The following is a 20,514-nucleotide window of genomic DNA, read 5'->3' on the forward strand; positions in this document are numbered from 1 at the left end:
GATGGCTGCAACCGGACCGGCGATAAAAGCCAGTTAAGCGGGGAAAATCCCCGCCTGATTTCATTGATATTCAGCAGTAAGTAAAATGCTATAACCGCCCGGCGCTGCCACAAATTCTGATCTTCTCCTCGACTATCTTTTGCATGGCGATTTTGCCTGGCACGATGTATTTTCGCGGATCGTTCGCTTGCGGATGTTCGGAGAAATACTGTTTTATACCCTCCGCAAAGGCGATCTTCAGTTCAGTAGCAACGTTAACTTTGCAGATCCCCAATTCGATCGCCTGATGAATCATCTTCTCCGGGATCCCCGATGCGCCATGCAGAACCAGTGGGATATCGACCAGTTGTCGGATCTGTCCTAGTCGGGTGAAATCTAGTTTAGGTTCGCCGTGATACAAGCCATGAGCGGAACCGATCGCCACGGCCAGTGAGTCGATGTTGGTGGCATCGACGAAATGTCTCGCCACGACCGGATCGGTAAAGAAGCTGTCGCCTTCGTCCACTACCAGATCGTCCTCCTGCCCGCCAAGGCGACCGAGTTCAGCTTCAACACTGGCGTCGAATGCGTGGCACAAACGTACTGCTTGCCTGACTTTTTCGATATTCTTTGGCAGGGGAAAATGCGAGGCGTCGATCATTACTGAACGAATACCGGCGCGAACTTTTGTTTCGATATCGCTTTGTTCTTCATGATGATCCAGATGCAGCGCCAGCGGAAGGCGGTATTTCCGTGCCGCTTCCTGACAGATTGAAATCAGGTAATCCGTTCCCGCATAGCTAAATGTGCCCGGCGTACCGGCCAGAATCACGGGTGAACTCATGGCGGCTGCCGTTTCGGCTACGACCTGAACGGTTTCCAGATTGTGGACATTAAATGCCGGCACGGCATATCCTTCGCGCTGCGCCGCCAACAGCATTTCCCTGTTTGAAATCAGATACATTTTTCAGCTCCCTGTCATATCCAGCAAAATTTTGCCGGTCATTGGCTTACCCCCAAGCGAAATCACATCTGTGACGAACTCCTCCGGCGTGCTGAGGCTTGCAATAAGCGGCTCCAGGTTCATCTTATTTTCGGCAAATAGTTGCGTCGCCAGCTGCCACTCGCTGCCCGGCCACGGCGCGGAGTAATTCATCCAACTGCCTAATATCGTCAGTTCTTTGCGCAGGATTTGGCTGAAGGTGGCCACGTTTAGCGTCAGATCTTTGTGTAAGGTTCCGACCAGTGCCACCTGCGCTTTCGGACCTGCGATATCCAGAGCCAGCGCCACGGTTTGCGGCGTGCCCGCAGTTTCGAGGATTAACTGATTAAAGCGGCGTTCATGAGTGTGCTGACGGATTTCCTCCGTACTCATGATTGCACTGTCACAGGCATGGGTGGCGCCGGTGCTTAACGCCAGATCCAGTCGCTGGGGGTTGAGATCGATGGCGGTGACGGATTTTGCACCCAATGCGCCAGCGGCCTGAATGATGAGCTGGCCGATAGTGCCTGCGCCAATCACGATCACTTCTTTGCCCTTGCATCCCCCCGCCAGTTTCAAGGCATGTAAGCCAACAGTTATGGGTTCAAAAAACGCCCCCTGCATCAGCGAAGAGCCTTCCGGCAGCCTGAACAGGTTTTTACGTGAAACCACGACAAACTCGGCGTGCCCGCCATCGCAGCGGGAGCCAATAAACTGATAGTGTTTACACTGTGAGTACGCTGCTTTTGAGCATTCTTCGCATTGAAAACAAGGTAATAACGGTACGCAAACCACGGCATCACCTTCCTTAAAATCACCGCAATCTTTGCCAGTGCTGACCACGTGGCCGCTGAATTCGTGGCCGAGCGTGATCGGATAAAAATGTGCACCTTTGGAAAAAATACGCGGAATGTCAGAGCCGCACAGGCCGGAATACGCAACACGCACCAATACGTCATCAGGAGCGTTAAGTTCAGGCATCGGGCTTTCTACAACGGTCATCTCCCCGCCGGTATGTACAACGACAGATTTCATAGTCAGTTTCCTTTTAGCGGGGGTATTCCCCCGCCGGAATGAAGATTTAAGCGTTGGCCAGTTCAGCGGCCAGCTTTTCGGTTTTGATGAAGTTGCGGGCGCGACGCCATGTGAGGAAGACACCGATGGCGTAAATCACGCCAATGATGCTTAACCCCGCGATATTTTTAAGCGTACAAAGTTGAATCAACAGATAAGTGATCGGTGAACCTCCCTGATCCATTGAGGCAACCCTGCCACCTGCGCTCAAAGCACCGGCATTTGCTGCCAGCTGGGTATGCAAATCGATGGTTTGCGTGGCAATCCACAGGGTGATACCCATGATGATGCATCCGGAGATTAACGTGCGGAACAGGTTGCCCTGATGCACTGCAACCGCGATGGCAACAAAGAAACCGATGGTGGCGAGATCGCCGAACGGCAATACCTGATTTCCCGGAACCAGCACCGCTATCAGAATCGTCAGCGGAATAAAAATCAGGCTGGCGGAGACAACGGCGGTATGACCGAGTAACAGCGCCGGATCCAGGCCAATCAGGAATTCCTGCCCTCCGAAGCGGGCTTGCAAACGGGTGCGGGCATGGCGTGCAATTGGCGTTAAGCCATCCATAATTGGTTTGATCACTCGCGGCATCAGCAGCATTACCGCAGCGGTTTTGACCGCCAGTTGCAATACGCCTTTGATGTCATAACCCGCGAGATAGCCGATGATCAGCCCCATCACAAAGCCGACGGTGACCGGTTCACCAAACGGGCCGAAACGTTTTTGTACGTCATCAGCACTGAAGTGAATTTTGTTCAGGCCGGGGATTCTTTCAATAATGGTATCGACCAGCACGGCAATAGGCCCGAGGTAAGCCGATGAACCGTGAGGAATAGCAATACCTTCGAGATTGAAGAAGTCCCGCGTGTCTTTGGCAAACCAGTCACCCAGCTTGTAAATAAACGCCGCATGCACCACCACGCCCATGATTCCCAGCCAGTAGGAACCTGTCGCAAGATGCAACATGGCGCCGGTAAATGTCATGTGCCAGATGTTCCAGATATCCACATTAACGACGCGCGTCATGCGGGTCAGTAACATGATGATGTTCACACCGATAGCAATGGGAATAGCCACCAGTGCAATTTGCGATGCCCAGGTCATCGGCGATGAACCCGGCCAGCCGATATCGACAACCTGCAGATTGATTTCAAAATGTTCAGCCATCGCTTTCGCGGCGGGTCCGATGGAATCCAGCATCAGACCAATGACCAGCCCGATACCTACAAAACCAATCCCAATGTGAATCGCAGATTTAAAAGAATCACCCAGTTTCATCCCTAATATCAGGGAGAAAATGATGATCACTCCGGGCAGCATGACTGTTGGCCCGAGATCGAGGATGTAGCGCATAATTTCGGTAAACATGGCTTACTCCTGTAACAGGGTCAGTATTTGTTGGCGCAAAATATCCATGCCGACGCCGGAGATAAATGGCATCCCGTGTACGACGGGAATGCTGTCGAACGTGCGGTCGACTTTACAGGTGGTGCAGATCAAGTGCGCACCGCTCATGAAGGTTTCGATTTCATTGATACGGCACTGAACAAGCTCCATTTCTATGCCGTGTGCTTCACACAACTCCTTGATTTCTTCTGCTGCCAGCGTTGATGTGGCAACGGCTCCGCCACAGGCGACAATGATTTTTCGTTTCACGGTAAGACTCCTTGATGATCTGTTTTTGGTGTTATTTTTTGTAGGACTTTGGGTACAAATTGGTCATGGCAATTTCAGGTAATTGCAGTGACCGCGTTCTCGGGGGAAGAGACAAAAACGTGTTGTTTAAACAGGGCTGCCAGCTGATCTTCGGGCACCCTAAGCAGACTTTCGAAAAACGCTGGCTCCTGTAACTGGCTGAATAATTTGCGCAATAACATCAGCTGCTCAGACGGATGGGTGACGATGAGCGCAACAATCAGTGAAACGGCAACGGTACCCTCATCGTCGGCCTGAAAAAATTCGACAGGCGCATCAGGTCGTATCAGATAAATGGCCGGAGTGCGGGCATGTGTTGCGTCACAATGCGGTATGGCAACCGCATGTTGTTCAAGCTGAATGCCGGTGGGGAATTCAGCCTCCCGGCTCAATAACGCCTGCGGATAAGTAGTTTCAACTATGCCTGCCTGCACCATAGATTCACCGATATGCACCAGCGCCTCGTGGTAGTCCTCAAAGGCGATGCCGGTTTTAACGAACACTTCGCAGTTATGCATGGCTGCACTCTCCGCAAGTTGCGGGTTGTGCAGTACAGCCGAAGTGATAGGCGCGTAATACGTCCTGAATTTTGTCGATGATCAATTCATGAGGATCGCTGGCAAGTTCACCCGCCATCACACGCTCGAACTGTGCTGGCAGATACTGGCTGAGCAAGCCAAGCGGAATATCAATCGACTGCAAATTGGCGATCAGCACATCCATCGCTTTATTGATGCGGGCATGAGGCCAGTAGTAGCGAATGCGATCAGAAAGACTGAAGTGGAGGTCAATCAGGGACTGGCTGAAGGTCGGGTTGTAATATTTTTTCCAGTAACCCGGTTCATCAAGCATGACGCCGTCGATTACCATCAGAAGCTGGCTGCGGGATTCTGGCGCAATGAGCACTTGTTCGATATTTGCCAGTGCGAAAACGGCTTCGCGCAGCGCAAAGGTCAGCGCCGGGCCGACTTTGAGGATCGCGTAATGATCTTTTACCAGATTGCGGTAGGCATCGCGGGTTTGATAATCGGTGGAATGCGCCTCATACACCAGCGGAGTGGTATTTATATAGGCTGATAAATCCCTCGCGAGATCGGGCTGATAGTGGATCACCCGACTGTGATCGAACTCTACGCCTGGCTGAACGACGACAGCAATAATCCTATCGATGGCAGCCTCAAGTCCGGTCGCCAGAAATGCCTTATGGTGCATATCCAGCGTTGCCTTGGCATCTTTCGCGTGGGTGACATGCACATGCTCGATAGCGCATGCTTCGCCGCCGGGCACCGGAACTTCCGTCCCAATGACATAAGTCAGGGACAGCTTTTGCTCTGGCGTTGCGATCTTTTCCGCGACCTGACACAAGCGGGCAGCACGCTGAGCCACGACGTAAGGATCTAATGGAACAGGATCGTCTGCGCAGGACATCGAGGCATCCAGATGAATTTTGCTGAACCCGGCTTCAACGTAGCGCGCAATCAAGACTTCGGCTTTGCTCATCGCGCTGGCAGCATTTTCGCTCTGCCAGCAATTTGGCCCCAGATGATCTCCCCCTAAAATCAGACGATTAACTGGAAATCCTATTTTCTCCGCTATCGCAAGGACGAAGTCGCGGAAATCAATCGGCAGCATGCCGGTGTAACCCCCGAACTGGTTAACCTGATTCGATGTGGCTTCGATCAGCACTTTACGACAGGTGTGCAGATCTTCCCGAAGTGCTGCCTCGATCACTAAAGGGTGAGCTGAACAGACTGAGCAAATACCGATGCTTTCGCCTTTCTTATGTTGTGCAATTATTGTTTTCATTTATCCTCCGTTTGTTTTCGAAGAGATTCGTATCTTTCCGAAAATCATACAATAGCGTTTTTTGCGTTTCGTGATGATGATCGTAATATTTCGTAAGTTATTTCATTCGTTTTCTTTCATTTCTGACGGGTGTCGAGCGATTTCAATCAACGAGCAAATGGATAATGTCTTGAATCGAGAGTGCGTTGTCTCACATTCAGATTAATTGCTGCTCCTCATTGCGAATTCTTTTGTTTACACTAGGGGGAATATGACGTTTTGGACTAAACAGAATGAATACTTACGATCGTCGCAATAAAATTACCGAGTTAGTCAATGAACAAGACAGTGTTGAGGTCACTTATCTTTCGAATCGTTTCGGTGTTTCCGAAGTGACCATTCGTTCCGATCTGAGTTTTTTAGAGCAAAAAGGTGAACTGGAACGTTTTCATGGCGGAGCTGCGAAACGAAAAGAAATACGCAATGACGGGCTTAACAAGCAGCAGGACGAAATGGTGCTGGAAGAACGTTATCTGCAGGCAACCGACCCCAAAAAACGTATCGCTCTCGCTGCGGCAGAGATGGTCAAGCCTGGCGATACAGTCATTCTTGACAGCGGGAGTACGACGATGCTGCTGGCTGAAGAGCTGGTGAAATCGGGCGGTATCACGGTAATTACGAATAATTTGCCCGCTGCTTTTGTGTTGTCTGAAAATCCCGATATCACACTGGTGGTTTGCGGTGGAACGGTAAGACATAAAACGCGATCGTTGCATGGCAACATTACGGAATACGCATTGCAGGGCATCGTCGCCAATCTGATGTTTGTCGGCGCCGACGGTCTTGATGCTGCCAACGGGATCACGACCTTTAACGAGGGTTACAGCATCAGCGGTATTATGGCCGATGCCGCTCAGCGGGTTGTAGTCGTCACTGACTCCACTAAGTTTGGTCGTCGCGGATATAACCTGGTGCTGCCGATGGAAAAAATCGACGCCATCATCACCGATACGGACATCAGCGAAGAAGCACAGCAGGCACTAAAACAGACATCGACCGATCTCATTCTTGTGTAACTCCTTATTGAAGCTGGTATTTTCAACGCATGCTGACTGTAAGCTGTCAGGAAAATAAGGGAAACAGGCAGTTTGAAGGGGTGAGTGGCATCACGAAAACAATGTGAAAGCGTTGCAGTAGCAGACAGAGTATTTTGGGAGATGAATTCAAAGCAGAGGCCGCTTGGGATGATCCCGGTGGCCCTGAAGAGGTGCCATTTTATGGATTTCTGCCTGTGCATTGTTGATTAATGTCAGCTACCACTGAATGTCTGTACGCAGGTCAACCGCTGTGCCTTCCAGCTTTTTTAGAAGAGCGTCAGTTTGCGCGAGCATCACTTCGATGCGGTCTGCGCAAAATATTTGTTGCGGCCAAAGTAGCGATGATCAAAAAGCTTATATTCTTCAAAAGTGCCCTCCTGCTAGTACCCATTACAAAAGCCCCTGGCGTGATACTGACAGAATAAAATTATTGAAATCTTGAATACCAAAATTGGGTCGGTAAGGGGCTCAGCAAGGACTAGTTAAAGAATTCGATGACCTGATTGAAGAATTGAATGTCGAGAAACAGTCGGCGATGTTGCATTGTGCTAATGCTGGGGGAGCGTTAATTAGCGCCCACCGCAGCGCACTGAATGCCTTTGCTGATACATAGTGGCGCATGGCCATCAACAATCTCAGTCCGGCGCTTGTGCGTGCTGTAAAACTTAAACTTCTGGCGTTATCCACCGTAAGTTATCAGGAAACACAATCCGGTCATTATGTAGAGCCCGGCAAAATTATCAGCGCTAAAATTGGCAACGCGTTAGTCGGTGCGGCTCACATCGGTCAGTTCAACATGGATGCAGACCTATGTTGGAGAAAATCGGGATGCATCCTCCTGCGCTGCCTGGTGTCGATATGGGGCTGCTGCAAAGTCCGATAAAAAGACAATTACTGGCTCAAAAACTCTCCCAGCGTATCGATTCAAACAAGGAGTAACAGCAAATGATGCGCTGCCCGCTTTGCAGCTCGGTTTCTCACATTCGCACAAGCCGTTATATCACCGAACAGACTAAGGAGTCTTATTATCAGTGCACCAGGCTGGAATGTTCATGCGCATTTAAAAAAATGAAAGTATTAGTAAAATCGTTAAAAGAGAAAACCCGAAGCGGAAAATATAAATTTAAGTTAGTTTCAATTGCTTCGAAAATAATTTGAAATGCCGCTTAGGAATAAAGCGGCATTTTTCATTAACGCGGTGCAAAACCGTCCCTCCTGACAGTCTTTTCTCTGGCTAGCCTGCCCTTGCGAGCGCTGCATGCATAGGGTGCATGGTTTTGCATGTAATCCGGCGTGCTCAAAAGGGCTCAAAGCCCTTGCTACACGGGCTTTCAGCGGCTTTTCTTCATGCATTAAAACCAGTGAGCTAAGTCAGCAGCGGGCAGGCGGGGAGAATTGCGCGCGCGGCAGTTTAAAAGGGCATGCTTATAATTACTCTAGTAAACATCCTCTAAGTCTCATTCTGATCACATCCTACAAAAATCTGATAGAAAGATGTTTTGAACGAGTTTTAAGTTGTTTAAGGCAACATCAAAAAACATATATAACTAAATGCTATATGCATCCTTGGCAATAAACTAAAACAATATCTATAACTATCTGATATATATGAATATATAGATACCTATCACTTTTAATGGTTAATGTGTAAAAAGATATAGGAAAATAGATTCTCTTGATCAATAATCAATAAAAATGACGAAACCTTAAATCATCCTAAATTAAATAATAAAGTTTATATAGTTATCTTAGGTGACATTTCATGATGGAAAATAGAGATATTAGTAGTTTCATAGATCGTTTTGTTAAAGAACTTGAAGAAGAAAATGCTGCGGTATTCTTAGGTGCCGGTTTTTCTGTCTCAGCAGGGTTTGTTAATTGGAAGGAGCTATTGAGGCCTCTAGCTCAAGAGTTGGGGGTTAATGTTGATGAGGAGCATGACCTAGTCTCGTTGGCTCAGTATTATTTTAATGGGTTTGGTAGGCATCGAATTAATCAACAATTGATAACTTCATTTCCAGTAGATCAAAAGCCAACAGAAAGTCATTTAATTTTATCACGATTACCAATTGATACATTTTGGACGACTAACTATGATAGATTAATTGAATCGGCTTTAGTTGAGAATGGGAAAATAGCGGATGTTAAATATACTGTAAAACAATTAGCAACTACTAAGCCAAGAAGAGATGCTGTTGTCTATAAAATGCATGGAGACATAGAGAATCCTGATTCAGCAGTTTTGATAAAAGATGATTATGAGAGATATGCTTTAAACTATACTCCTTTCATTAATGCGTTATCTGGTGATTTAGTATCTAAAACATTTCTTTTTCTTGGATTTAGTTTTACTGATCCAAATTTAGACTTAATATTGTCAAGAATAAGGATATTTTTCGATAAGGATCAGCGAGGCCATTATTGCATTTTCAAAAAGTGTCATCGTGAAGAATTCGAAAATGATAATGATTTTAAAATAGCATCTCTAAAACAAGGATTTGTTATAACAGATTTGAAAAGATTTAATATTCAAGTGCTGTTAGTAGAACAATATAGTGACATCAAGGAAATATTGACAGTAATTGAAAAGAGACTTGCTAGAAAGGCAGTTTTTATCTCTGGAAGTGCTGATTGTTTTGGTGAGTGGGATAGTAAAGACACAGAGTTAGCATTGAGTATTTTAAGTAGTACTCTAATTAAAAAAGGATATAAAATAATTACTGGGGTTGGTATAGGCATTGGAAATATGATTATTTCTGGTGCAATATCACAAGTTTACAGAGAGAGAAATAAATCTATTGAAGATCATATACTGATGCGTCCTTTTCCTCAGTATGTTGAATCAGAAAGCGAGAAAGAAAAGGTTTGGGATTTATATAGGCGTGATTTGATAAAACGTTCAGGAATTGCCTTATTCATACTGGGCAATACTAATGATGGAGAAAAAATAAACCTAGCTGATGGAGTAAGAAAAGAGTTCACAATCGCAAAAGAACTTGGGATAGCACTCGTTCCAATTGGTTCAAGCGGTTTTATGGCTAAGGAACTTTGGAATGAAGTAAGAATTTCTTTTGAATCATTTTATCCTGATTCAAGCGGTAAACTCAAAGAGTGTTTTGAAGATCTGGGGAAGATTACGAAAAATCCAAACGAAATAATATCTTCAGTTGTAAACTTTCTAGATCAACTTTCACTAGAATATAATTGATATATTGCAAGGAAAATAACATGGGTAGAAAAATTTTTGTCTCATATAAATATTCTGATATTTTTGTCGAGGAACTTGCTGGCTATCCAGTTACTAGGGCTAGGGATTATGTAACGGAACTCCAAAATCTATTAGATCAAAATGACCACATTAATAAAGGTGAGAATGATGGAGAAGATTTGAGTCATTTTAAGGATAGTACTATAGAAGACGGGCTTAAAAGTAAAATTTTCGATAGTACTTTAACAATTGTTATGATATCGAAAGGAATGAAAGATATAACAAAGATCGAGGCTGACCAGTGGATACCTTGGGAAATCTCTTATTCACTTCGTGAAATAACACGAGGAGAAAGGAGAAGTAGTACTAATGCTATTTTAGCTGTTGTGCTACCTGATATAGAAGGTAGCTATGATTATTTCATAGAAGAGCACAACTGCGCTTCATGCGATAGTAGAATCATTAAAACCAATATTCTCTTTGATATTCTTAAAAATAATATGTTTAATATAAAATCACCTACATATGTTAATTGTGATTCTCATGCTGATGGGGGACTACCTTACAGTGGTTTTCCATCATATATTCACTCAGTGAAATGGTGTGATTTTATTCTCTCTCCCAATACATACTTAGATATAGCTTATTCAATTAATGCTAGGCTTGACGATTACAACTTAACTAAATTACTGTGATATTTTCAGATGATAGGCATTTATGATTGCCTATCATTTTATATTTACTATCTTTCTGGGTTATTTCTTAAAATAAACTTCTGTATCCCACCATTCCATTAGTTCTTTGCGTTGCTTGATGTAGGTTGAACGGTTATATGCCTTTCTGACTTCATTTTTATCGCTATGTGCAAGTGCAGCCTCTATGGCATCCGCATTAAAACCCGCTTCATTCAGGGCTGTACTGGCTATAGAACGTAAACCATGAGCAACAAGCTTCCCACCATATCCAATACGCTTCAAAGCGGCATTTGCTGTTTGACTATTCATCGGCTTTCTAGGGTCATTGCGACTAGGGAAAACGTACTGACGATTACCACTAATGGGACGCATGATTTCTAAGAGTTCTAATGCTTGCTCTGACAGCGGAACAATATGATCTCGCTTTGCCTTCATGCGTTCAGCTGGAATACACCACCGCTTATTCTCGATATCGATCTCTGACCAGGCTGTTGCTGAAGCTTCTGCAGGGCGTATAAGAGTCAGTAGTTGCCATTCAAGCAGGCAGCGGGTTGGTATTGATAAATTGCTCATCGAAATCGTGCGCATTAGTTTAGGCAGTTCTTCGGGGCGTATTGTGGGCATATGTTGCTTCTTCGGGCGCTCGAAAGCATTACCAATACCTGAAGCTGGGTTTGCCTCAATCAGTCCAACATTCACCGCATAAATCATTATCTCATTGATGCGCTGAACTAACCGCCTTACCGTCTCTAATGCTCCCCGCGCTTTGATTGGTTCTAACACTTGGATCAGGGTGCGAGCCTTCAACTCCTGAACAGGAACATTTTCAATACTGGGCAGGAAGTCTTTCTCAATAGAACGCCAGATATCTTTAGCGTGGTCAGCGCTAACGTGACTTTGTTTCAACTCGAACCATTTACGTGCCACATTTACGAAAATGCTTTCCTGAGCGATTTGGACCTTCTCAGCTTCTTCGCCAGCTCTTGCTTGTGGGTCGATCCCTTTGACTAACATCGTCAGCTTCTCAGCGCGCACTTCTCTGGCATCAGCCAGTGAAAGTGCAGGATAAACGCCTAGGCTGATCATGGTGCGTTTTGATGTGTTAGGAACCTGGTAGCGAAAGCGCCAAATTTTCTTGCGGTGGTTTTGACCAGGAGAAAGAGTCCGTCACCATCATGCAATGTGAGGTCTTTGTCTGTGGCTTTGGCTTTTTGTACTTCAGTGTGGGTGAGGGGGCGTGTAGTCCGCGCCATGCAAGGATCTTCCCTAATTGGTATACGTTTATTGGTATATATCTTAGCGTATACCAATTCGTATACTAATAGACGCCGGTTTCAGGCGGATCTTCTCGGACTTCTACAGACACAAAAAAGCCCGCAAACCTAGAAGGGATGCGGGCTTTCAGGACTTCTCCGGACTTATCTGGTAATAACCGGATCATTATTTGGTGGAGCTGGGGGGATTTGAACCCCCGTCCAGAATTACTACACCGTCGGCACTACATGCTTAGTCCAATCTTTACATTCGCCGGTTAGCTGCGGATGGACACGCCACTAACAAACTATCCTGATTGGGTTTAACGCTTTCACCCCAGGCAAGGTGTCCACGCGATCTCTTTTGGGTTTGACCTCTCTTGATCCCCGTCCTAAGAGCGGAGGCTAGGGAGAGAGGGCTCTAAGCAGGGTATTAAGCTGCTAGGGCGTAGTTTTCGTCGTTTGCGACTATTTTTTTGCGGCTTTTTACGAGGCCAACCGCCCCTCGGCATGCTCCTTGGGCTTCGCAAATCCTGTCGAATCCAGAATCAGCCCCAAGTACTATTTCGCAGTATACCAGCAAAACACCAAGCTAAGCCAGAGACTTAGCGATTTGCGTGCTTCATGATACGTGCTTTGTCTACTTTCCACTCACGATCTTTAATGTCATCGCGCTTGTCGTGCTCTTTCTTACCTTTAGCCAGACCGATCTTCACTTTTGACCATGCATTTTTCCAGTACATGGAAAGCGCGACGACGGTGTAACCATCGCGACTGACTTTGCCAAACAGCGTTTCTAACTCACGCTTGTTCAGCAGTAATTTTCTTGTACGGGTCGGGTCACAAACAATATGACTGGACGCCATGTTGAGAGGTTGAATGGTTGCGCCAAACAAAAAGGCTTCACCGTCGCGGAATGTGACGTAACTGTCAGTGATGTTTGCTTTACCAGCACGCATCGATTTGACTTCCCATCCCTGCAAAGCAAGCCCCGCCTCGAATTCATCTTCAATGATATATTCGTGGCGAGCGCGTTTGTTCATCGCGATAGTCGCGGAACCGGGTTTATGTGCTTTTTTCTTTGTCATAGTGATACTTATTATACTGTAAGCGTTGCCGAATGAAATCCCCACGCGTCTGACTCTGTTGTTTTTCCTTTTTTGGCCCCCTGTGCTTCGTAGTTTTTATTACCGGGCGGATAAATGGTATTATCTGTACGTTTTATGACACCTGGAAAATGATATGCCACAGATAAGTCGTTCTGCGCTGGTGCCCTTCAGCGTGGAACAGATGTACACCTTAGTGAATGATGTCGATGCTTACCCGCAGTTTCTGCCTGGTTGTACCGGCAGCCGTATTTTGGATAACAGTGATACGTCAATGACGGCAGCTGTTGATGTTTCGAAAGCGGGTATCAGCAAAACCTTTACCACGAAGAACACATTAATCAGTAATAAGCGTATTGATATGCAACTGGTTGATGGTCCGTTTCGTAAGCTGACCGGGGGCTGGGACTTCATCGAACTCAGTCCAGATGCCTGCAAAGTGCAACTCAGCCTTGATTTTGAATTTACGAATAAATTGATCGAATTAGCTTTCGGGAAAATCTTTAAAGAGCTCGCGGGCAGTATGGTTCAGGCGTTCACCCTGCGTGCGAAAGAGGTCTACAGTGTCTGAAATCCGCGTTGAAGTGGTGTATGCATTGCCGGAACGTCAGTATCTTCGAACCGTTAAGCTGGAGGAGGGAAGTAACGTCGAACAGGCGCTGCTGGCTTCCGGGTTATTGGAGTTGCGTAAAGATATCGATTTGAAAAAGAATAAGTTTGGGATTTATAGCCGCCCGGTCAAACTGGCTGATACCGTCAATGACGGTGACAGGATCGAGATTTACCGTCCGCTGATTGCGGATCCAAAAGAGTTACGGCGCATTCGCGCTGAACGTTCCAAAAAATAAGGCGCCTGAGGCGCCTTATTTTTTTACCCTGAAAGATGATTTTTGGGTTGTTACCAGCGACCATCACACCGGGGCGGTTTATTTCTGATCGGTCAACGTCGGCTTGTTATCAATGTTAGTCAGCGTATCTGAGCCGTTGAAGGTCAGTGTCAGTGTTTGCTGAGTGACGCCCTGATGGCCTGGTTCCTGACGGAACACGTAATACCAGACATCGCTGCCAAATGGATCGTGCAGCATCGGCGTGCCAAGAACATAAGCAACCTGTTGCTTAGTCATGCCGGTATGAATTTTTTGTACGTCAGCAGGGGATAAGTAGTTCCCCTGATTAATGTCAGGCCGATAAACCACCTTTTCCAGAGTGGAACAGCCCGCAGTAAGCATTACAAGAGCTACAGCGGCGGCAGTTAGCGTTTTACAGCGCATAGTCATTACATTCCTTTAGGGCATAAGATGCCGATGATAATAGACCTTTCATCAGTTTGAAACCTTTGCGGGGCACCTGTATGACCGCTGAACTGTAAAAAAGTTGAGCTTTTTACGCGGCGAGCAACTCTTTTGCATTGGCCAGGGTGTTTCGGGTGACTTCACTTCCGCCCAGCAAGCGCGCCAGTTCTTGCAAACGCGCCTTTTTATCGAGGCGATTCATTTGCGTTTCTGTCACTTCACCGTCAGTTTCTTTGCTAACAAAATAATGCTGATGGCCGCAACCTGCAACCTGCGGTAAGTGCGTGACGCACATAACCTGGGTTGATTCACCCAACTGACGCAACAGACGTCCGACAATCGCCGCAGTCGGGCCGCTGATGCCAACATCCACTTCATCGAAGATCAGTGCGGGTGTTTCCATCTTTTGCGCTGTAATAACCTGAATCGCCAGCGCGATACGGGAAAGCTCGCCTCCTGATGCAACCTTAGCTAAAGCCTGCAACGGTTGTCCCGGGTTAGTGGTGACCTGGAACTCCAGGCGGTCAGCACCTTCTGCTCCCAAATGTTCCGGTTCGAAATGCACCTGAATTTGGAACTTACCGTGAGGCATGGAAAGAGCTTGCATGCTTTGAGTTATCAGCAGTGTCAGCTCATCAGCGAAGAACTGACGCTTATCGTGCAGCTCGGCGGCAATGGCGACAGCTTGCTGGTAATGCGCCTGTACTGCTTCACTCAGTTCGGCCTGATTGGTTTCCTGATCATCGAGCGCCTGCTGTTCTTCCAGCAACTGACGATGATGCTCGGGCAATTCTTCCGGTCTCACATGATGCTTACGTGCCAGATTCATCTGACGGGATAAACGCTGCTCCAGTTCGAACAACCGGTTGGGATCCATATCCAGACGTTCACTGTAATGGCGAAGTTCATCACTGGCCTCGATGATTTGAATCGAGGCGTCGTCCAGCATGACGATCAGGTCATTCATTTTGCTGTCGAGCTCAGCCAGTTCAGTGAGCTGGTTGCGCGCACTGTACAGCAAACTAACAATATTTTGTTCTTCGCCATCGGCCAGCAGATGCAATGCACTCTGGCTCAGTGAGAGAAGCTGTCCGCTGTTCGCCAGGCGTTTGTATTCTTCATCGATTTGTTCATATTCGCCGGCCTGCGCAGAGAACTCATTGAGCTCTTTCAGCTGATATTGCAATAACTGACGGCGTGATTCACGTTCGTTCATCTGTTGCTGATACAGCGCCAGCTGACGGCAGCTTTGGTGCCAGTTCTGATACGCTTTACGCATTTCAGCCAGCAGGAGGGGCTGATCGGAGTAAGCATCAAGCAGATGTTTTTGGTGTTCAGGTTTGAGTAAAAGCTGGTGGGCATGCTGCCCGTGGATTTGGATCAGATGCTGGCCCAATTCGCGCAGCTGCGATAATGGCACCGGTGTCCCGTTGATAAAGCCCCGTGAGCGCCCGTCACTGCTGATGGTACGACGCAGCAGGCAGTCATGCCCTTCATCGAGTTGATTTTCAGCCAGCCAGAGTTTCGCGGAAGGGGTATCGGCTAAGGTGAAGCGCGCACAGATATCTGCGCGGCTTGCACCGAGACGCACCATGCTGCCATCGGCGCGGTTACCCAGGCAAAGCCCGAGCGCGTCAATAGCAATGGACTTACCAGCACCGGTTTCCCCGGTGATTGCCGTCATCCCTGCATGAAAATCGATTTCTAACTCACGGACAATAGCAAAGTTACTGATAGTTAATTGCGCCAGCATGATCACCTTCCTGTACATAACAACAGACCTGTAATTACATACAGTATAAACTGGTTTTATATACAGTAAAGAGGCTGGCGAATTATTTTTTCAATTCAGAACAGTTTTTTTGACCATCCGAGTTTGGTGCTTAACGTATTGAAATAGCTGTAATCCTTTGGGTGGATCAGATTAAGGTGGAACTCGCTGCGACGAATCACGACCTCTTCGCCGGGTTGGATAGGTAACGCAATCTGGCTGTCACAGCTGATTTCTAGATCAGTACTCATATGTGAGAATCGCAGGCAAATGGTGCTGTTACTGTTAATGACAAGAGGACGTGCCGAGAGCGTGTGCGGGAACATCGGCACCAGCGCAATCGCTTCTAATGTCGGCGTCAGGATCGGGCCACCGCCGGACAGTGAATACGCCGTTGAACCCGTAGGTGTCGATATAATCAGGCCGTCGGAGCGTTGAGAAAACGCGAACTTGTCGTCGATATAGACTTCAAATTCAATCATGTGTGCGACTTTCCCCGGGTGGAGCACCACTTCGTTGATAGCCGTGCTAACGCGACATTGCTGATCTTTACAGCGCACCATCGCTTCCAGCAGAAAACGTTGCTCGCTGATATATTCGCCTTGTAAAACGTCATCCAGCTGCTGTAACGCGTTGTCCGGATCCAGATCGGTCAGAAAGCCCAGATTACCTCGATTAATGCCGATAACTTTGATGTCATAGCGCGCCAGTACCCGCGCCGCGCCGAGCATATTGCCGTCACCGCCGACCACGACAGCCAAATCTGCCAATTTGCCAATTTCCGCCAGACTGCCGGTTTGCGCGCCTTCCAGGGCTAAATCTTGCGCCACCTGCCGCTCAACAATCACCTGATAACCCTTTGAGATTAACCAGTAATAAAGCATTTCATGGGTGGCAAGTGCGGAAGGATGGCGAGGGTGTCCGACTATCCCAATGCACTCAAATTTTTTATTCATCGCTGTGGTTATCCTCAGCAGGGTGTGATGACTCCTGCATTATGACCGGTTTCATTAAAAACCAAACCTTGAATCCCCGGTTTTGATCCCCATAATAAGCCAACTAGCAAGATTAATGCTAAAACGCGGAGATATTCATGAGTAGTAAAGAACATAAGACACCTGACGAGCAAGTCTCTGAAGAACTGAATCAGGAACAAGAGCTGCATGCGGAAGCGGAAACTCAGGCGGCAGATGTCGTTGACCCGCGCGATGAACGCATTGCTGAACTAGAAGCACAGCTGAAAGAAGTCCAGCAGCGTGAGCGTGACAGCCTGCTGCGTGCGAAAGCGGAAGTGGAAAACGTCCGTCGTCGTACTGAACTGGACATCGAAAAAGCACACAAATTCGCCCTGGAAAAATTCTCCGGCGAGTTGCTGCCAGTGATTGATAACCTGGAACGTGCGATCGATTTGGCTGATAAATCCAATCCTGAACTGACCGGTCTGATTGAAGGTGTTGAACTGACCCTGAAATCCATGCTGGATGCGGTTCGCAAGTTCGGTATGGAAGTGGTGGGCGATATTCACGTGCCATTTAATCCTGAACTGCATCAGGCGATGACCATGATGGAATCCGAAGAGCTGGAGCCTAATCACGTGATTATGGTTATGCAGAAGGGTTACACGCTGAATGGTCGTCTGTTACGTCCGGCGATGGTCGCGGTTTCTAAAGCGAAAGCCTGATTCTGTTTTGAACAGAGTAAGATGATGAAAGAGGCACCTTTGCTGGTGCCTCTTTTTTTTACGTCATTGCGCAGGTAATACCGGCACCCAATCAATGGGAGTCAGACCCTGTTTTTCCAACAAGGTATTCGCCTGAGAGAAATGTTTGCAACCCAGAAACCCGCGATGTGCCGAAAGCGGGGAAGGGTGCGGCGCTTTCAGGACATGATGGCGTTGCGTATCGATAATGTTACCCTTTTTCTGTGCGTGCGAACCCCACAGTAAGAAGACAATCCCTTCGCGATTTTCATTCAGTGCCGCAATCACCCGGTCGGTGAACGTTTCCCAGCCCAGCTTGGCGTGAGAGTGAGCCTGTCCACCTTCAACGGTCAGAACCGTGTTAAGCAGTAACACGCCCTGATCGGCCCAGCTTTGCAGATAGCCGTGATTCGGACGCTCAAACCCCGGGATATCCGTGATCAGCTCTTTATACATATTCACCAGCGACGGGGGCGCAGGAATGCCGGGGCGGACGGAGAAGGATAAGCCATGAGCCTGATTTGGGCCGTGGTAAGGATCCTGCCCGAGGATGACCACTTTCACATCCGCCAGCTCTGCCGAGCGAAAAGCGTTAAACACATCCTGCTGTGGCGGATAAATGGTTTTTCCAGCAGCACGTTCAGCAGCAACAAACTTCAGAGTATCAACGAAGTAGGGCTGTTCTTTTTCCTGACCAATCACGTCATGCCAGGTGAGAGTTTTGGACATTGACGCTCTCCTTTTGAAGGTAATTTTATTGCGCGTAGCTTACCTGCTCGTCCCTTCGAGCGAAACCCGCACATCCTTTTGCTGATGTTTATCTAGGGCTTAACGTTTCTGCATGCAATTTTTATTGATAATTTACAAAAATAATTTAAGCGCAGGGGTTGGAAAAATTGATATAAAACATAAATATGCCGGGAGTGGAAAATAACCACACTGAAATGATTGATATTAGTCAAGGTTTGCGGGGTGTAGTGCTGTTATATCTGAGAGCAGAAATAACAGGTTGCCGTATGAACCTGACACTCAACCAATTAACAGTATCGTAGCCAATTATGGAGGCAACATATGATCACCGGGATCCAAATTACCAAAACTAACAACGAAGCCCTGAAAAATTCTTTCTGGCTGCTGGATGATGAAAAAGCAGAAGCGCGCTGCGTGTGTGCAAAAGCGGGTTATGCGGAAGACCAGATCGTTGCTGTCAGCGAACTGGGCCAGTTCGAATACCGTGAAGTGCCGATGGAAGTTCAGCCGACTGTACGCGTAGAGGGTGGCCAACACCTGAACGTTAACGTACTGCGTCGCGAAACGCTGGAAGATGCGGTTAAGCATCCTGAAAAATACCCGCAGCTGACCATTCGTGTGTCTGGTTATGCGGTACGTTTCAACTCACTGACTGCTGAACAGCAGCGTGACGTGATCACCCGTACCTTCACCGAAAGCCTGTAATAACAGCGCTGTTTCGCTGACTGAAGCCAATAAAAAACCGCCTGAGAAGGCGGTTTTTTTTCATTTGTATCAGGTGATTAACTGATACTTATTTTGACGCGTCTTTCGCCGCATCAGGTTTTACGCGGCGTTTGCCCACGTTTTTACTGTCGCGATGGCGAACTTTCACTTTCACCTTCGATTTTTCCTGCGCGGTTTTCTGCTTCTCTTTACGCTTCGCCAGTACTTTCTTGGATGGCTTACCGGTGGTCTTCTCGCTTGGTGCTTTCGTTTTCGGACGTAGTTCGTCGATCACGCGAGGTTTCAGCGGCTCATTCAGATAACGGCCAATTTTGCCCAGCAGCAGATGGTCATGCGCTTCCACGAAAGAAATCGCCGTACCTTTACGGCCAGCACGGCCGGTACGCCCGATACGGTGCAGGTAGATATCAGCGGTCAGCGGCAGGTCAAAGTTGAAGACGTGGCTGATGTCGTTGATATCCAGACCGCGCGCGGCGATATCGGTGGCAACCAGCACATTCACTCGGTCTTCGACCATACGCTTCACGGCTTCGGTACGCTTAACCTGAACCATTTCGCCTTCGAGATAGCAGGAGTTAATTCCCGCTTCGCGCAACCATGCAACCAGTTCGTGCACACGCTCACGCTTGCGCACGAAGATCACGGATTTGGTGACATCTTCCTGTTTCAGCAGGTGGATCAGCATCTGCGTTTTGTGTGGCACATCATCAACGCGGTAATACCACTGCAGGATCTTTTTACGTTCGCGGCGTGACGGATCGGCTTCAATTTCAACCGGTTCAGTCAGAATGCGTTCAGCGAATTCACGGATGGCTTCCCCTTCCAGCGTTGCGGAGAACAGCAACGTCTGTTTACGCCAGCGTGCTTCGGCAGAAATGGTTTCGATATCCTGCGCAAAACCCATGTCCAGCATGCGGTCAGCTTCATCGAGGATAAGCGTTTCGATGGCGCGGCAATCAAAGTTTTCTTCTTTAATGTATTGCAGCAAACGGCCAGTCGTCGCGACGACAATGTCCTGGTTTTCGCTGAATACTTCGGCGTGGTTCATGTACGCCACACCGCCGGTGATCGTCGCGATATCCAGATCGGTATGCCTGGCCAGTTCGCGTGCCTGATCGGCAACCTGCATAGCCAGTTCACGCGTTGGCGTGAGGATCAGAATTCGTGGCGGACCAGATTTCTTACGCGGGAAATCCAGCAAATGTTGCAATGCAGGCAACAGGAATGCCGCTGTTTTGCCGGTGCCGGTAGGAGCCGAACCCAACACATCGCGTCCGTCCATTGCAGGCGGAATTGCCTCTGCCTGAATGACAGTCGGCCGGGTATAGCCTTTTTCGCCTAAGGCGTCTAGCAGGCGTTCATCGAGTTCGAGTTCGGAAAAATTCGTTACAGTCATGG

At 47.7% G+C, this 20,514-nt stretch carries 21 protein-coding genes, 1 other RNA gene and 1 pseudogene; 9 read left to right on the forward strand and 14 right to left on the reverse strand.

All coding sequences use genetic code 11. The features are described from left to right. Positions 1-88 precede the first annotated feature (88 nt). The 6 genes from ACMHLI_RS01720 to gatZ all read right to left on the reverse strand — a co-directional run bounded on the left by ACMHLI_RS01720 (position 89) and on the right by gatZ (position 5,540). On the reverse strand, positions 89-943 hold the full coding sequence (locus ACMHLI_RS01720; protein ID WP_413528000.1) for a tagatose bisphosphate family class II aldolase: 855 nt from the start codon (positions 941-943) through the stop codon (positions 89-91). 3 nt (positions 944-946) lie between these two features. Next, positions 947-1,996, reverse strand: coding sequence for a galactitol-1-phosphate 5-dehydrogenase (gene gatD / locus ACMHLI_RS01725; RefSeq protein WP_413528001.1), 1,050 nt, complete (start codon positions 1,994-1,996; stop codon positions 947-949). 46 nt (positions 1,997-2,042) lie between these two features. Beyond that, a complete protein-coding gene (locus ACMHLI_RS01730; RefSeq protein ID WP_413528002.1) occupies positions 2,043-3,407 on the reverse strand; it encodes a galactitol-specific PTS transporter subunit IIC in 1,365 nt (454 codons plus the stop codon). Between the two features lie 3 nt (positions 3,408-3,410). Then, positions 3,411-3,695: a PTS galactitol transporter subunit IIB gene (gatB, locus tag ACMHLI_RS01735; protein WP_413528003.1), complete on the reverse strand. Its 285-nt coding sequence runs from the start codon at positions 3,693-3,695 to the stop codon at positions 3,411-3,413. 74 nt (positions 3,696-3,769) lie between these two features. After that, positions 3,770-4,252 (reverse strand): PTS galactitol transporter subunit IIA, encoded by a 483-nt coding sequence (gene gatA, locus ACMHLI_RS01740; RefSeq protein WP_413528004.1) that lies wholly within the window; start codon positions 4,250-4,252, stop codon positions 3,770-3,772. Then, positions 4,245-5,540 carry a tagatose-bisphosphate aldolase subunit GatZ gene (gene gatZ, locus ACMHLI_RS01745; protein WP_413528005.1) on the reverse strand — a complete coding sequence of 432 codons (1,296 nt, stop codon included), beginning with the start codon at positions 5,538-5,540 and terminating at the stop codon, positions 4,245-4,247. The genes gatA and gatZ overlap by 8 nt, the downstream gene beginning before the upstream one ends. Before the next feature lie 272 nt (positions 5,541-5,812). Here gatZ and ACMHLI_RS01750 point away from each other — a divergent pair, with 272 nt between their 5' ends. From ACMHLI_RS01750 to ACMHLI_RS01770, 5 genes are all read left to right on the forward strand, one after another. After that, positions 5,813-6,595, forward strand: coding sequence for a DeoR/GlpR family DNA-binding transcription regulator (locus tag ACMHLI_RS01750; protein WP_413528006.1), 783 nt, complete (start codon positions 5,813-5,815; stop codon positions 6,593-6,595). An 831-nt stretch (positions 6,596-7,426) separates the two neighbouring features. After that, positions 7,427-7,555 (forward strand): hypothetical protein, encoded by a 129-nt coding sequence (locus ACMHLI_RS01755; protein WP_413528007.1) that lies wholly within the window; start codon positions 7,427-7,429, stop codon positions 7,553-7,555. A 9-nt stretch (positions 7,556-7,564) separates the two neighbouring features. Further along, entirely contained in the window at positions 7,565-7,774 is a 210-nt protein-coding gene (locus ACMHLI_RS01760; RefSeq protein ID WP_413528282.1) for an ogr/Delta-like zinc finger family protein, read from the forward strand. Between the two features lie 604 nt (positions 7,775-8,378). Continuing rightward, on the forward strand, positions 8,379-9,824 hold the full coding sequence (locus ACMHLI_RS01765) for an SIR2 family protein (protein ID WP_413528008.1): 1,446 nt from the start codon (positions 8,379-8,381) through the stop codon (positions 9,822-9,824). Positions 9,825-9,844: 20 nt separating this feature from the next. Continuing rightward, on the forward strand, positions 9,845-10,519 hold the full coding sequence (locus ACMHLI_RS01770; RefSeq protein WP_413528009.1) for a TIR domain-containing protein: 675 nt from the start codon (positions 9,845-9,847) through the stop codon (positions 10,517-10,519). Between the two features lie 60 nt (positions 10,520-10,579). On the opposite strand, the pseudogene ACMHLI_RS01775 reads toward ACMHLI_RS01770, so the two are convergent. The 3 genes and pseudogenes from ACMHLI_RS01775 to smpB all read right to left on the reverse strand — a co-directional run bounded on the left by ACMHLI_RS01775 (position 10,580) and on the right by smpB (position 12,860). Further along, positions 10,580-11,772: pseudogene (locus ACMHLI_RS01775) on the reverse strand (integrase domain-containing protein). Between the two features lie 192 nt (positions 11,773-11,964). Next, positions 11,965-12,328: a transfer-messenger RNA gene (gene ssrA, locus ACMHLI_RS01780) on the reverse strand. Positions 12,329-12,377: 49 nt separating this feature from the next. Continuing rightward, positions 12,378-12,860, reverse strand: a complete 483-nt coding sequence (gene smpB, locus ACMHLI_RS01785; protein ID WP_112164228.1) for an SsrA-binding protein SmpB — start codon at positions 12,858-12,860, stop codon at positions 12,378-12,380. A 154-nt stretch (positions 12,861-13,014) separates the two neighbouring features. Here smpB and ACMHLI_RS01790 point away from each other — a divergent pair, with 154 nt between their 5' ends. Together ACMHLI_RS01790 and ACMHLI_RS01795 are read left to right on the forward strand one after the other, a co-directional pair. Beyond that, the gene (locus ACMHLI_RS01790; RefSeq protein ID WP_112164229.1) at positions 13,015-13,449 is read left to right on the forward strand and encodes a type II toxin-antitoxin system RatA family toxin; all 435 of its coding nucleotides are present in this window, start codon (positions 13,015-13,017) and stop codon (positions 13,447-13,449) included. After that, entirely contained in the window at positions 13,442-13,726 is a 285-nt protein-coding gene (locus tag ACMHLI_RS01795) for an RnfH family protein (protein WP_413528010.1), read from the forward strand. Before ACMHLI_RS01790 ends, ACMHLI_RS01795 begins: the two co-directional genes overlap by 8 nt. 78 nt (positions 13,727-13,804) lie before the next feature. Here the strand turns inward: ACMHLI_RS01795 and bamE are convergent, their stop codons facing one another. The 3 genes from bamE to nadK all read right to left on the reverse strand — a co-directional run bounded on the left by bamE (position 13,805) and on the right by nadK (position 16,897). After that, positions 13,805-14,149, reverse strand: coding sequence for an outer membrane protein assembly factor BamE (bamE, locus tag ACMHLI_RS01800; protein WP_413528283.1), 345 nt, complete (start codon positions 14,147-14,149; stop codon positions 13,805-13,807). A 112-nt stretch (positions 14,150-14,261) separates the two neighbouring features. Further along, on the reverse strand, positions 14,262-15,923 hold the full coding sequence (gene recN / locus ACMHLI_RS01805; RefSeq protein ID WP_413528011.1) for a DNA repair protein RecN: 1,662 nt from the start codon (positions 15,921-15,923) through the stop codon (positions 14,262-14,264). 95 nt (positions 15,924-16,018) lie between these two features. Next, positions 16,019-16,897 (reverse strand): NAD(+) kinase, encoded by an 879-nt coding sequence (gene nadK, locus ACMHLI_RS01810; RefSeq protein WP_413528012.1) that lies wholly within the window; start codon positions 16,895-16,897, stop codon positions 16,019-16,021. A 137-nt stretch (positions 16,898-17,034) separates the two neighbouring features. On the opposite strand from nadK, the gene grpE reads away from it, so the two are divergent. Then, complete coding sequence (gene grpE / locus ACMHLI_RS01815) at positions 17,035-17,622, forward strand: nucleotide exchange factor GrpE (protein WP_056770817.1); 588 nt, start codon at positions 17,035-17,037, stop codon at positions 17,620-17,622. 63 nt (positions 17,623-17,685) lie between these two features. On the opposite strand, the gene ung is transcribed toward grpE, so the two are convergent. Further along, complete coding sequence (ung, locus tag ACMHLI_RS01820) at positions 17,686-18,369, reverse strand: uracil-DNA glycosylase (RefSeq protein WP_413528013.1); 684 nt, start codon at positions 18,367-18,369, stop codon at positions 17,686-17,688. Positions 18,370-18,711: 342 nt separating this feature from the next. Here ung and grcA point away from each other — a divergent pair, with 342 nt between their 5' ends. Next, the gene (grcA, locus tag ACMHLI_RS01825; RefSeq protein ID WP_112164236.1) at positions 18,712-19,095 is read left to right on the forward strand and encodes an autonomous glycyl radical cofactor GrcA; all 384 of its coding nucleotides are present in this window, start codon (positions 18,712-18,714) and stop codon (positions 19,093-19,095) included. Positions 19,096-19,183: 88 nt separating this feature from the next. On the opposite strand, the gene srmB is transcribed toward grcA, so the two are convergent. After that, positions 19,184-20,512, reverse strand: a complete 1,329-nt coding sequence (srmB, locus tag ACMHLI_RS01830; protein ID WP_413528014.1) for an ATP-dependent RNA helicase SrmB — start codon at positions 20,510-20,512, stop codon at positions 19,184-19,186. Positions 20,513-20,514 lie beyond the last annotated feature (2 nt).

This window comes from Rahnella inusitata (assembly GCF_965118895.1).
GTDB classification, from domain to species: domain Bacteria; phylum Pseudomonadota; class Gammaproteobacteria; order Enterobacterales; family Enterobacteriaceae; genus Rahnella; species Rahnella inusitata_A.